Below are 12,300 nucleotides of genomic sequence, written 5' to 3' on the forward strand. Positions count from 1 at the left end.
TCAGATGACCAACCAGGCCGTCCATATCGTTGGAATGCAATTCAGTACTTTCGTGCGTAGTGTGCAGCTGTGCTGTGAGGAGAAGGGCATTCCCTACACAGTAGGAGCTGAGGTAATTGGTCAGTCCATCAAGCCAGGGTCATCTGAGCGTTTTACTTTGCATCCTTTCGGCAAGATTCCGGTGCTGGTGCACGAAGGTCGGCATCTGATCGAGACCCCGAGCATCTGCCGTTATCTGGATGCCGCCTTTGCAGGGCCGGCGCTACAGCCGGAAGAGCCTTGGTTGCGAGCCCAGGTTGATCAGTGGACTGCCATGCTTGCGCTGTATGTTGATCAAGCGATCGTGCGCAGTTATTTGCTGGAATTCGTGTTTCCCAAAGGTCGCGATGGCACAGTACGTCAAGAGCTTGTCGATGCTGCCACGCCTGAGTTGATGCGCATACTGGCGCTTCTGGAAGATCAGCTTGCCGAAGGCACTTATCTTGTGGGAGACAGTTTCACCATCGCCGATGCGATTGCTGCACCGATGCTGGACTATCTATCAGGATTGCCGGCTGCAGAGAATTTCTTTGTCGAACTACCGCGCCTGGTTGCTTATGTAGGCAGACTTCGAAAGCGCCCGTCTGCGGCGAAGGTGCTTGTGGCGCCGACGTTTGGATGAAGTTCATCGGTAAGGGTTTCCGAGTAGGGGGCGATCGGAAAGTCGCCGACCTGCAAGGTCGAGCTGCGGGCTGGCGCTGTGACCTTCCGGAGTGTGCCCAATTGAGTACGGCGATCTGCTCAATCCAAACCGGTACTGATCGCAGTTGGGGCGACCTTACCAATCAACCTTTGCCCAGTAGCTTGTTGTATTTTGAGAGAAACAGGTCTTTGCCCTTTAATAGGCTTGTCAGAAAGTCGCCTGCGACGAAAAGCGAGAGAAAGGAGTTGCCTTTCACAGGCCCAAGCGGGACGAGGATGGGGGCCTTCTGGAAAGGTGTGTAAGGCTTGAGGTCTTCAATTTTCTGACCGTTTACCAAGGCGGTTAACGTCTTTTTCAACCAGGTAAGCTGGCGCGAGGTAGCAACGATTGTCATGGCATCCCCCATCTCGGCGACATCGCCTGCGGCGAATACGTTGTCATAGGTGGATGGCCGCATCCAGACATCTGTTTTGATACGCTGGTTTCTACCAAGCTTAGCCTCCGGCAAAGCTTCCAACAGAGTCGATGTTGCCTTTGAGCCGATGACAGGAAAGATCAGGTCAGCGGCAAGACTTTGTCCCGTGGACAGGATCAGGGTGCCACTATAGGGTTCGGTCAGGCTCTGCAGGTTTTCGGCGCGTGCCCCGAGAACAAGCACAACTCCGGCATGCTCCAGCTTTGCTGCAAGTTTGCGCCCGAGTTTCTCAGGAAAGTTCGCAAAGAGTTGCGGCTCACTTGAGATCAAATGCACTTTCTTGTCGGGGTAGCCATGTGCGATTTCACCGGCAAGTTCGGTACCCACTGCACCAGCACCGACAATAGCAACAGTGCTCGCTGTACTCAGTAGGGCATGAACTCTCGCATTGGCGGCGCGCAATGTTTCAATATCAGCCCCGTTGGATTTGAACGGCACAGCGTTGCTGGATCCTGTGGCAACAACGATGAAATCCGCCTCAAGCTGTTCGCCTGAAGCCAGTGTGACGCCAGTTTCACTGACGCTCTGTGCCCGGTCTTGAATAAGACGACCGTGCTTGAGCAAACCATCGTAGGGAATGAGTGCGCGATCCAGTATGTCAGGATCGACAACGGCTCGAATCATGGCTGGGGCGTGCACGAAATGGCTATTCTGCTCAATCAGCGTCACTTCGGCCGCATCGTCTAGCGACTTGGCTAATTCAGCGCCTATGTAGCCACCACCGATGATGATGATTCGTTTTTTCATGGAATGTCATGCTTCAATTGTAGGACGAGGTCGCTCTGGAATTCTTGATAAGAAGCGAATCTTGAAATTATGGAACATGTGTTCCATAATTTCAAGGGCTATTAGATTATTTACAAGGTAGGGAACGTAGAAATGACCGACGCGCGTCAAATACGAACAAAGCAGGCCATTCTGGATACCTTGGACAGCATGTTGTCTGAAATGCCGTATGGCGATGTCCAGGTGAAAGAGCTTGCAGGCCGTGCCGGAATTGGACGGCAGACGTTTTATCGCCATTTTGACAGTGTTGATGCCGTGATATATGAGCGTCTCAGAGCTGATCTTGCCGATCAGATGGCATTCGCTCTTGAACATGTCCAAGCGCATAATCCCGAAGAGTGGCTACTGGAGGTCACAAGGTTTGCCTTTGAGAAAGTAGCGACCCAACCGCATCTTGCCCGCATCTTGTTGAGCGGTGAAGCCGGTCCTGATGTTCTGCGGCTTTTCCGTGAGCAGATTCTGGAGCTATGGAGAGTAGGAAAGGCTGACAGTCTGATGGCCTCTGTTGAGCTGGAGCTCAGACCTTTTGCAGCAAGCTTCAAAGCGGGTGCGCTCTGCGGCATTCTGCTGCACTGGATAGAAGCCGGATGCTCGCCAGATGCGCGAACGATGAGCCGCTTGTTCCACGATCTGGCCATGCCTGCAACCCAAGGCAGTTGATGCGATAACACATCTCTCGCTATATCGACTGCTCGATAACCAGGTAGCTGTAGTCGTTGACTGATTTCGATTTAATAATGCAACTGTGGCTGACGTGGAAGTTTCTTATGGACATCGTATAGGGGAAATTATGCGATGAGAGCAAAACTCCCGCCTTGAAAAGTAATTAGCAATATTGGTATACATTTGTTTGGCAACTCTCAATCAAACATGTATATTGATTTGAAAATGTATACCAACCCAAGTGACCCTCTAGTGGTTTCAGTGGTTGAGTAGCAATTTCATGGAGAGAGGAGATCATCACTATCATGCTCAACAGAGAAGCACTCGCGTGCGCGGTCGGAATGTTTATTGTCAGTGGAAATACAGTGGCAGGTGGAATTGACTTAAGTGGTATGAGCGTGGTCAGGTTGTTTGATCCAGGAACGTTCATTGAAGCGACATATACCGATATCTCGCTGGATATGACGGGTGAAGATGTTGGTGGATTTGAAACAGGGGATGTCAAGGATGATTTTTCTGATTTATCTCTGGTGTTCAAACACGATATCAATGAGAAGTATTCGCTTGCGGTGCTGAAAGACACGCCGTTCTATGCTCAAACAACGCATAAAACGGGTGTGTTTGCCGGGCTCGCTAATAAGGTGGAAACAGAAGGTATTACGGGGCTGCTGCGATACAAGTTTGACAAGAATGTTGCAGTTCATGGTGGTGTCAGTGCCCATAAGATGGACGCACTGACTGTTGTCCCTGCTGCCTATATTCCACCAGATGGCTATAGGCTTGAATCTGAAGGTGAAGCAAGTTATGGATATGTTATTGGTGTTACCTATGAAGTGCCTGATTTTCATGCACTTGTCGGACTTACCTATTTTTCAGAAGTTGATAACACACTAAAAGCCAATGAAAACGGTGTGGATACAGGTGACCTTGAATTGACTACACCTGAGTCTGTGAACCTGGATTTTCGAGTTCCGGTAAGTCCAGGCAATATTATTTTCGGAGGAATAAGGTGGACTGGCTGGGATGGCTACAAGGTTACTGCACCTTCAGGGTTTGAAGTTGCCAGCGTGACTGAGGATACGGTGACGTATCAGTTGGGTGCAGCCCACGTGTTTTCACCTGAATTCATAGTGTTTGCCAGAGGTAGCTATGAGGCAGGTCCGAAAGCAGATCAAGATCCTGATAATTTTTACGGCGCAATAAAACAAGTTGGTGTTGGCTTTGCTTTTACAAAAAGCAAGACTACGGTGACAGGCTTGATAAATCGGGTTACCACCGATGCTAAAACGGGAGCTATTGGCGAATTTGATGATGGTACCGCCTTGGCGCTGTCACTATCGCTCAAACAAAATTTCTGATGGTCTGTTATTTAGCTGATCAAGGTACGCCACTGGCGTAGAAATATTTTGAACATGTAAGTGCTTGTGCACGGGTTCAGAGCTCAAGCCTCTTATGACATGTATTGGAACTATATTTAGAGAGAGTTGTTAATGAAGTTACTTACTGAAAAAAATCTGGAAGCAGAAATTGCGATAGATAAAAAAATGTTGACCTTGGCTGAGGGTAGAACAACTCCTCCCGAAGATATGACCATTGCGCCTTTTGATGGTAATCCGAATAAGGAACAAGCGGCTTCCATTATCAAGCTTTTGTTCGGTGTTGTTCCCAAGTATGACCCTGAGCTTTCAAAGAGGCTTTGTATGTCGAATTGGACAGGCGATCCATTGTCAGATGTCGCAATCCTCAAGATTCGTCGCAGGGGAGACGAGCCGCACCAGATCATCGAGCAATTTCTGGAGGGCGGAATTGATGCCGTTGAGAACCCACCGCCAGAGCTGGAAGCGATTTGGAAAGATGTGTCAGAAGATCCCGAGTGGTTGGATTGGGACAAGTTAGAGTTGGGAGCAAAAGCCTATCGGGGCTACGGTGTTTATGGATTTCAATTCCAGGGCATCGCTACTTTGGACGGTTATCGTAGTCGTAATATTGCACGCACTCTGATGTCTACGGGGCAGTATTCAGATGAGACTGCTTTCAAACGCTTCTTGTTGACTTGTAACTTCTGGACTGAAGTCTCCGAGACAGGTGGTATGCGCACCTTCGGCGATGGTTGGAAGGTAGCGCTGCGTGTGCGTCTGCTTCATACGTTGATTCGTCGAGCGGTTTTTAGTAGTGAGCGTTGGGAGCCTGACGTCTTTGGCATGCCAATAAATCAGTTAGGGTTGTTAGGTGCGCCCGTCATTAGCTCACTGGTGATGGGCGTCTCTTCTCGTAAGCTCGGTTGGAAGCTAAGCGACGAAGAGATAGAAGGGATAATGCACCTGTGGCGCTATGTTTCACATGTCATGGGCTATGACAATAGTGTCGTGCCATTTCCTGAAACGATTGAAGAAGGCCGCCATCTTTTCTACCAATTATTGCTTCAGACCAAGTTGTCAGATGACCCGGATGGTATTCGTTTGTGTAAATCATTCATGGATTGTTTTGAGCCACCCAAGGAGTTCAAGGGGCTTGAAAAATTCAAGCGTTGGTGGGAGTACAAGGCGAACCTTGCCATGACTCTGCTATTTGTAAGCCCGGAGACGCGCAAGGTTGCCGAGATTCGAGCAGGAAAATTCTGGGGTATTGTTTATTTCATCATAACAGTACCCATGAATATCATTCGTTCCAAGCGAAGGCTGAAAAATCCTGCGTATGCAGAAAAGCTGGATAAGAAGATCAGCAAGGAAAGGCGAGAGTGGGTTGAAAAGCAGCTTGGTGAAGCAGATCTTGTCTACCGTCCAAAGTCGAAATACTAAAAAACAGCGATAAAAATGGTCTAAGGGTTCATGAAATAGTTAATTGTTTCACGAGCTACTAGTAGTCCAACCGGAAAATATCTTCCGGTTGGACTGCTAGGTACAATCATCTATTGATATCGCAGTATCGGCACATTTAGAGAAAGCCCTTCTGGAGGAAGTTCAAGGTCGCGCAGGTTGCGACCTTTTTTGGATAAAATACAAAGGGGTAAAACGAAGCCGTTGATTATTGAATACATCAACAGCTGATGATGCCACTAGTGGGTGAGGGTCGGTCGGCCTGCTAGTGAGGGTTGATTCTCGTTACTACCGATTTTGTTTCCAGATATCCACCCAGGCCTTCTGCTCCAAGGTCCCGACCAATACCCGACTGTCGGAATCCGCCCAGTGTCATCGCTGCAGGTGGAACAGGGCCTGTATTGACAAACACAGTGCCTGTGCGCAAGTCACGAATAGCCGATTGGATTTTACCGTGATCAGAGCCGAACAGGAAAGAGCACAGACCAAAGTCAGCTGCGTTGGTTTCTTCAATCACTTCATTGATATCTTCATAGGTTTCAATGGTTATCACAGGGCCAAATATTTCTTCTTTCAGCAAAGGACTATCTTTGGGAAGGTCTGTGATCACAGTAGGCTGGATGTAATATCCATTGCTTTTCAATGCTTCACCACCGGCGATGACGCGGCCCTGAGCGGCGCCTTTTTGAATGTAGTTCATGACACGGTCGAATTGTGCTTTCGAGCAGACTGGGCCAATTACGCTGCCTTCTACAAGTGCAGGGCCAACCGGTAGTGCTTCTGCAAATGTCTTTAATGATTGAGCAAGACGTTCTGCCACAGAAACATGGGCAACTACCTTCGAACCGGACACGCATATTTGCCCCGCGTTAGGGAACGTCGACATTGCGATCGCTGGAGTGATTGCTTCTATATCGGCATCTTCCATCACGATCATCGGGTTTTTGCCGCCAAGCTCAAGACTTAAGCGAACCAGGCGCTCTGCACCTGCTCTATAGATATGCTTGCCAACTTCGCATGAGCCAGTGAAAGCGAATTTGTCAACATCCTTATTGTTCAGTAAAGACTGGCCAGCGCTTTCTCCACGACCCGTGACAATGTTCAGGACACCGGCTGGGAAGCCCACTTGACGTGCAAGCTCGATGACGCGAAGTGTGGCCAGGCAGGCATCTTCTGCTGGTTTTAGGACCATTGTGCAGCCAGCGGCCAGTGCTGGTGCTATTTTCCAGCTGGTTACCATGACAGGGGCATTCCAGGGTGTGATGGCGCCTACAACGCCAACAGGTTCTTTGCTTGTGTAGGCAAAGAATTCACCGCCAGTTTTATAATCAGGGCTCAGGTCAATGGTTTCGCCTTTTATTTTTGTGGCAAAACCGGCGTAATAGCGGAACGTTTCAATGGCCTTGGGTATTTCGAATCCGCTGGCGATAGCCTTGGTGGTGCCCAGATCTGCAGCAATCAGATCGCTAAGAACATCCGTGTCAGCTTCGATGGCGTCTGCGAGTTTCAAGATCAGATTCTGACGTTTATCCGGACCGCATCGACGCCATTCGCTGCCTGTTGCAAAAGCGGCTTTTGCCGCGGCTACTGCGCGGTCAACATCGCTTTTGGTCGAGTCTATGATTTGCCCGATGATCGTGCCGCTTGATGGGTCTACAACGTCGAGGAAGTCGTTGCCGTCTGATCCTTGCCAGGTTCCATTGATAAACAGACCAGGCTTGCTCTGGATAAAGTCGCGCGCCTCTTTTGAGCACAGCTCGAGTGAAGATGGTGCAGTAAGAATATTCATTATTTTCTCAAAAAATGGATGACTGATTTCTTTGCCGCAGATTTTTCCTAGTGCTTCCTCCTGAAAAACACTTGGAAATCTGTAGTGGTATACAATTAATCAGTTTCTATGTTCCAAGTCAATAGTCAAGACGAAAAATGTATACATTGTTGGTTGCATGTTACAACTAGATTCCGAATATCCAGACTCAGTCATTCAGGCAATACGAATACATCGATACACCAGTATTAATACAAGTAGTAGCAGAAGCGCGTAGAAAACCCGAGACCTGGCAAGTCTCAAAGCAAAGGTAGTTTGCCCCTCGGTACCGTTCGCAGATGTCCTCCCATACTCGTGCCGGGAAGCTCTGCGATGCGATCAGCAACTTCAAGCAACGCTGCCAGGTCGACGGCACACCCTGCATTGGAACCCCGTGCGGCAAACACCAGGTCCTCGGTCGCGGTGTTTCCGGTTGCGCCCGGGGCAAAGGGACACCCGCCCAGACCACCGGCGCTGGTGTCGATCACAGCCACGCCCGCGCGGTTGGCTGCCATGGCATTGGCAATGCCCATTCCATAAGTGTCATGCCCATGAAACGCCCAGGTGTTGTTACTCAGAGCCTCCATGGTCATGACTTTTTGAAAACGCTCGGCGACTTCAAAGGGGTTGGCTCGACCGGTGGTATCGCAAAGTGCAATTTCGGAGGTGGGTGCAAGCTGGGCTATGTGCTCGAGAGCATGCAGCACAGCATCCATCGGAACAGTTCCATCGAAGGGGCAATCAAAAGCTGTCGCAAGATCGACACGCAGAGCGATGTCTGCACCTGAGATGGCTTGGCAGACATCCGCAAGGCCCTGGATCGACTGAGAGATCGGGGCGCCTACATTCGACAGGTTATGCGCTTCTGAGGCTGAAAACACATAGACAATCTCTTGGACACCGTTTTTCAAGGCCAGCTCTGCACCCCTGACATTGGGTACCAGCGCTGCAAGACGCGCTCGAGTGTCAGTACGGAAATGCTGCGCGATTTCGATCATATCGACCATCTGCGGTATGGCTCGCGGACTGACAAACGAGCCGAATTCGATACGTGTGAGGCCTGCTGCAATCAGAGCCTCAATGATCTGAATCTTGATGCCGGTGGCGATAGGTTCGTTGATGGATTGAAAGCCATCTCGCGGTGCGACCTCAACAATCTCGATGGGTGTTGTCTGTATCACTAGATAGTGCCACTTTCACGTAGTAAGTCCACCTGTTGGTCCGATAAGCCAAGTAGGTTGGTCAGGGTCTCGACTGTATGCTCTCCCAGTGTTGGTCCGGTGTGGCGGATTTGTCCTGTGGTGTCGTTCAGGCGAGGGAAAACGTTTTGCATCGCAATCTTGTCGCCCTGTGCGTCGGCGACATGGATGATGCTCTCGCGTTCCTGGTAATGCGGATCGGCCAGCATTTCCACGGCGGTAAATTCCAATCCAACAGGAACGCCGGCATCGCTCAGTATCTTTACGACCTCTTCAGCTGTGTGGGTCTGTGTCCATTGGCCGATGATGTCATCGAGTTCTTCGGCATTGGCACCGCGTGAGCGGTGACTGTCGAATCTTGGATCTGTGGCCAGTTCGGGTTGGTCCATGGCAGTACACATGCGTTTGTATACGGTGTCCTGGTTGGCCCCGATGATCACATCGCGTTCATTACTACAGGGGTAGGCATTGGAAGGGGCGATGCCGGGCAGGGAGGGTCCTGTGCGCGATCGGATATGTCCGCCGCGATCATATTCGGCAACGATGGCTTCGGTCATGGCAAGTGAGGACTCGTAGATCGAACTGTCGACGATTTGTCCCCTGCCGGTCACATGACGGGCCTGAAGGGCCAGAAGCGCCCCCATGGCGCCGAAGACACCAGCTAGTGAGTCGCCGATGGAAATGCCCGAACGTACCGATGGTCTGTCGGGGTAGCCAGCGATGTGCCGCAACCCTCCCATGGCTTCGCAAACCGAGGCAAAGCCGGCTCGTTCTGCATAGGGGCCTGTTTGACCAAAGCCAGAGATGCGCACCATGATCAGTCTGGGGTTGATTCTCGACAGTTCTTCATAGCTCAATCCCCAGCGCTCCATGGTGCCGGGGCGGAAATTTTCGATCAGTACATCGGCGTCTGCGACGAGCTGTTTCAGGATGTCCTGTCCTGCAGCCAGTCTCAGGTTCAGGGTCACAGACTTTTTATTGCGCGCAATGACTGACCACCAGATAGGTTTGCCATTGTCATCTGAGCGGCCCCATTCGCGCATCGCGTCACCGGTTTTCGGAGGCTCGATCTTCAGAACTTCTGCACCATTGTCAGCCAGTAGCTGACCGCAAAAAGGCCCGGCAATCAGTTGGCCGAGTTCGAGAACGCGAATGCCATCAAGAGCTCCGTTCATGTCATGTGACCTTTTGTTGTGTCCAATGGGTGATTAGCGCAACCACCTGGTTTTGTTGTTCGGGCTGTTCTCGGTAGTAATGCGTAGCCTTGTCGATCCGGCAATATTGCTTGTCTGTCGAGCCGGCCGCGTTGAACACTCGTTCCAGGTGTGCCACAGGAACGCAGTCATCAGCGGTATTTTCGATCACCAGGAGCGGGCAGCTGATATTCACGACGCATGCTTCGGCATCGGCGCGCGAGTGATCAAGCGACCACTGCGACATCCAGGCCCGCAGAGTCGAGAATCGTGCCAGGCCAACGGGCCCGGTATTGACGGTTTCAGGTAGGCCCAGGTAGCACCAGTCCGCTTGTCGATCATTCGGCTCTAGTGAGGCGTCCAGAAAGCGCGGATCGGCCATGGTTCGATGAACGATAAAGGGGCGTTCCTGGCCGTTGCCTTTAGAGCTTTTCAACCGTTCCAGATGCGCTTGCACGGTCGCTGTAATCTTATTGCTACGGGCTTGTTGGCGTGCGCGGAACTGTGCGATGAATTCGTCGCTGAACGGAGGTTTGGGCCCATTCACGGCATATAGGTCAAATGCCGTGTCGCGATTCTCTGGCTCATCTTCATCAATGACGGATGGGTCGATCCATTCACTGAGAATGTGTGCGCGGCCAATGTGTGCCGCAACAAACAAAGCGGCATTCGCCACCGGCAAATCAGCGCGGGCAAGATCATAAGGATCGCCCGCGGGCGTATGTGTGATGGTTGGATTTTCCGCCTGGCTCTGGTAGAACATCGCCAGCGAACCACCGCCGCTCCAGCCGCACAGTACAACCTTGGAATAGCCCAGAACATCTCGAGCGTGGCGGATATAGGCCCCAAGGTCCACAGCAACCTTCTCCATGATCAGAGCAGTGTCATTCTTGGCATAGCGAGAGCCGCAGCAAAGCACGTGGTGGCCTGCCTCTGCCAGTGCCACAGGCAGAGGCATGAGGTTCAACGTGGAGGCCGGGTGCATGAATACAAAAACCGTGTCCGATGGTAGATTTTCTGGAAGGATCTGCTGGCCTTCCAGAAATACCCGGCCCTGGCTTCCCGTGAACCCATAGGTCTCGGTGAAGGCGGCGGTTTCAACAAAGGACACGATGACCGGTATGCGTACAATCTGGTGAAGCTCGGGCGTATGGGGGCTCATGTCAGGCATGCCTTCAGGCTTTCTCTGTCTTGAAGGCGGCGACATCTGGCGCACGTTTGGTCTTGTCCCACTCTTCAAGCAGTGGTTGTGCCTGGATGAGAAGTGCTTCAGCCATTTCCGGGATGATGGTATCAACTGTCAATTCCATGCGGTGACCGTTCGGATCGAAGAAGTAGATCGACTGGCAAACCTTGTGATCCGTAGGGCCAACAACATCGACGCCTCCGGCGATCAGACGTTTTTTTGCTGTAACAAGCGATTCCATATCAGGTACTTTCAGCGCAAGATGTTGCACCCAGTCGGGTGTGTTCTGATCGAGCTCCATCTCTGGCGATTCGGGTAGCTCGAAAAAGGCAAGGTAGGAGCCGTCCTGCATTTTAAGAAAGATGTGGACATGCGGTGACCATTCCCCGGTTGAGGGGACCTTGTTCTCAGCAATGGCGATGGTCAGATCGAGATTCAGGTACTGCTTGTAGAACTCGGCGGTGAGTTTGGCATTCCGGCAGCGGTATGCAACGTGATGAAGTCCCTGGACGTTCATGACTTTCTTCCTCTCAACGATGGGTGGGTATGGTTCTTGGTATACATTCTAACCTGTTTTTTTCAATAATTGGTTCGTTGAGGTTCATTTTAGGGGTATATGGTGAGTCCATTATATTAAATGTATACTTTAATTCTCGGACAAGGTGGTACAGCCCGGAATTCGATGCCGGTTGTTTAGTTCGAAACCTTGATTGGTGGTTTACAATATTTGTCATAAGTGCCCCATAAGTGAAATTGATGGACATTCATGGGGTTGAGGTGTTTACGGATATAATATTATGTATACATTCAATATCAGATCATGACGTTAGCAGAGCAAGCAACAGATCGCCTCAAGCATGCCCTTTTGTCCGGGGAGATATCTGGCGGTAAAGCCATGACAGAGCGCAACGTTTGCGAGTATCTGGGCATGTCGCGCACCCCGGTAAGAGCAGCCTTACAGGCCCTTGCTGCGGAAGGCGTGTTGACGTATCAGGCGCAGCGTGGCTACCAGATGCGTGAGTTCGATAAACAAGCTGTGCTGGATGCTTATCAGGTGCGTGCCGTGCTGGAAGGGCAGGCATGTCGGGAGATTGCCATGTGTGGGCTCTCGGAGAGCACTCAGGAGACCTTGTTGGCCTGCGTGGTAAAGGGTAAAAAGCTCCTGGCAGAGGACCGGAAATCGTTTGTGCATGAGCACTGGCGTGAAATGAACAGTTGCTTCCATCATGCATTGCTTGATGCTTTGAGCAACGAGACGTTGAAAGAGATGCTTTTGCATATCGAGAAACGCCCGATGCTCTCTTTTCAGGTGATTGCAAAGCTGGGGGTAAAACCGGATTTCAGCCTACTGAGTGTTGCCCAGACCGACCATGAGCGTGTCCTGAAATATCTGCAAGCGGGTGATGCCGAGCGCGCCTCAAACGCCATGGTCGAGCATGTGAGGGTGGCGGGCGATCTTTTACTCGAAGGTTGGTAATCGATCTACAGATCGC

The 12,300-nt window shown here is 51.0% G+C and carries 11 protein-coding genes; 5 read left to right on the top strand and 6 right to left on the bottom strand.

The features are described 5' to 3' along the window. Positions 1-4: 4 nt before the first annotated feature. Positions 5-661, top strand: a complete 657-nt coding sequence (locus IMCC3135_RS13955) for a glutathione S-transferase family protein (protein ID WP_088918184.1) — start codon at positions 5-7, stop codon at positions 659-661. 163 nt (positions 662-824) lie between these two features. Here IMCC3135_RS13955 and IMCC3135_RS13960 read toward each other — a convergent pair whose 3' ends face one another. Then, complete coding sequence (locus IMCC3135_RS13960) at positions 825-1,904, bottom strand: NAD(P)/FAD-dependent oxidoreductase (protein ID WP_088918185.1); 1,080 nt, start codon at positions 1,902-1,904, stop codon at positions 825-827. 132 nt (positions 1,905-2,036) lie between these two features. On the opposite strand from IMCC3135_RS13960, the gene IMCC3135_RS13965 reads away from it, so the two are divergent. The 3 genes from IMCC3135_RS13965 to IMCC3135_RS13975 all read left to right on the top strand — a co-directional run bounded on the left by IMCC3135_RS13965 (position 2,037) and on the right by IMCC3135_RS13975 (position 5,404). Next, entirely contained in the window at positions 2,037-2,603 is a 567-nt protein-coding gene (locus tag IMCC3135_RS13965) for a TetR/AcrR family transcriptional regulator (protein WP_088918186.1), read from the top strand. A 308-nt stretch (positions 2,604-2,911) separates the two neighbouring features. Then, on the top strand, positions 2,912-3,964 hold the full coding sequence (locus IMCC3135_RS13970; RefSeq protein WP_157735981.1) for a hypothetical protein: 1,053 nt from the start codon (positions 2,912-2,914) through the stop codon (positions 3,962-3,964). Between the two features lie 132 nt (positions 3,965-4,096). Next, positions 4,097-5,404 carry an oxygenase MpaB family protein gene (locus IMCC3135_RS13975; protein ID WP_088918188.1) on the top strand — a complete coding sequence of 436 codons (1,308 nt, stop codon included), beginning with the start codon at positions 4,097-4,099 and terminating at the stop codon, positions 5,402-5,404. Between the two features lie 283 nt (positions 5,405-5,687). On the opposite strand, the gene IMCC3135_RS13980 is transcribed toward IMCC3135_RS13975, so the two are convergent. From IMCC3135_RS13980 to IMCC3135_RS14000, 5 genes are all read right to left on the bottom strand, one after another. After that, the gene (locus tag IMCC3135_RS13980) at positions 5,688-7,211 is read right to left on the bottom strand and encodes an aldehyde dehydrogenase family protein (RefSeq protein ID WP_088918189.1); all 1,524 of its coding nucleotides are present in this window, start codon (positions 7,209-7,211) and stop codon (positions 5,688-5,690) included. A gap of 278 nt (positions 7,212-7,489) precedes the next feature. After that, positions 7,490-8,410, bottom strand: a complete 921-nt coding sequence (locus IMCC3135_RS13985) for a hydroxymethylglutaryl-CoA lyase (protein ID WP_088918190.1) — start codon at positions 8,408-8,410, stop codon at positions 7,490-7,492. Then, positions 8,410-9,603: a CaiB/BaiF CoA transferase family protein gene (locus tag IMCC3135_RS13990; RefSeq protein ID WP_088918191.1), complete on the bottom strand. Its 1,194-nt coding sequence runs from the start codon at positions 9,601-9,603 to the stop codon at positions 8,410-8,412. The genes IMCC3135_RS13985 and IMCC3135_RS13990 overlap by 1 nt, the downstream gene beginning before the upstream one ends. A gap of 1 nt (position 9,604) precedes the next feature. Next, positions 9,605-10,783 carry an alpha/beta hydrolase family protein gene (locus IMCC3135_RS13995; RefSeq protein WP_088921843.1) on the bottom strand — a complete coding sequence of 393 codons (1,179 nt, stop codon included), beginning with the start codon at positions 10,781-10,783 and terminating at the stop codon, positions 9,605-9,607. Positions 10,784-10,796: 13 nt separating this feature from the next. Beyond that, the gene (locus IMCC3135_RS14000) at positions 10,797-11,324 is read right to left on the bottom strand and encodes a VOC family protein (RefSeq protein ID WP_088918192.1); all 528 of its coding nucleotides are present in this window, start codon (positions 11,322-11,324) and stop codon (positions 10,797-10,799) included. Between the two features lie 303 nt (positions 11,325-11,627). On the opposite strand from IMCC3135_RS14000, the gene IMCC3135_RS14005 reads away from it, so the two are divergent. Continuing rightward, positions 11,628-12,284, top strand: coding sequence for a GntR family transcriptional regulator (locus IMCC3135_RS14005; RefSeq protein ID WP_088918193.1), 657 nt, complete (start codon positions 11,628-11,630; stop codon positions 12,282-12,284). The last annotated feature ends 16 nt before the right edge of the window (positions 12,285-12,300 follow it).

This window comes from Granulosicoccus antarcticus IMCC3135 (genome assembly GCF_002215215.1).
GTDB classification, from domain to species: Bacteria; Pseudomonadota; Gammaproteobacteria; order Granulosicoccales; family Granulosicoccaceae; genus Granulosicoccus; species Granulosicoccus antarcticus.

Excerpts from the sequence above, each read along its gene's own strand:
- IMCC3135_RS13955 (WP_088918184.1), top strand. The coding sequence starts at position 5 with ATGACCAACCAGGCCGTCCATATCGTTGGAATGCAATTCAGTACTTTC.
- IMCC3135_RS13960 (WP_088918185.1), bottom strand. The coding sequence starts at position 1,904 with ATGAAAAAACGAATCATCATCATCGGTGGTGGCTACATAGGCGCTGAA.
- IMCC3135_RS13965 (WP_088918186.1), top strand. The coding sequence starts at position 2,037 with ATGACCGACGCGCGTCAAATACGAACAAAGCAGGCCATTCTGGATACC.
- IMCC3135_RS13970 (WP_157735981.1), top strand. The coding sequence starts at position 2,912 with ATGCTCAACAGAGAAGCACTCGCGTGCGCGGTCGGAATGTTTATTGTC.
- IMCC3135_RS13975 (WP_088918188.1), top strand. The coding sequence starts at position 4,097 with ATGAAGTTACTTACTGAAAAAAATCTGGAAGCAGAAATTGCGATAGAT.
- IMCC3135_RS13980 (WP_088918189.1), bottom strand. The coding sequence starts at position 7,211 with ATGAATATTCTTACTGCACCATCTTCACTCGAGCTGTGCTCAAAAGAG.
- IMCC3135_RS13990 (WP_088918191.1), bottom strand. The coding sequence starts at position 9,603 with ATGAACGGAGCTCTTGATGGCATTCGCGTTCTCGAACTCGGCCAACTG.
- IMCC3135_RS13995 (WP_088921843.1), bottom strand. The coding sequence starts at position 10,783 with ATGAGCCCCCATACGCCCGAGCTTCACCAGATTGTACGCATACCGGTC.
- IMCC3135_RS14000 (WP_088918192.1), bottom strand. The coding sequence starts at position 11,324 with ATGAACGTCCAGGGACTTCATCACGTTGCATACCGCTGCCGGAATGCC.
- IMCC3135_RS14005 (WP_088918193.1), top strand. The coding sequence starts at position 11,628 with ATGACGTTAGCAGAGCAAGCAACAGATCGCCTCAAGCATGCCCTTTTG.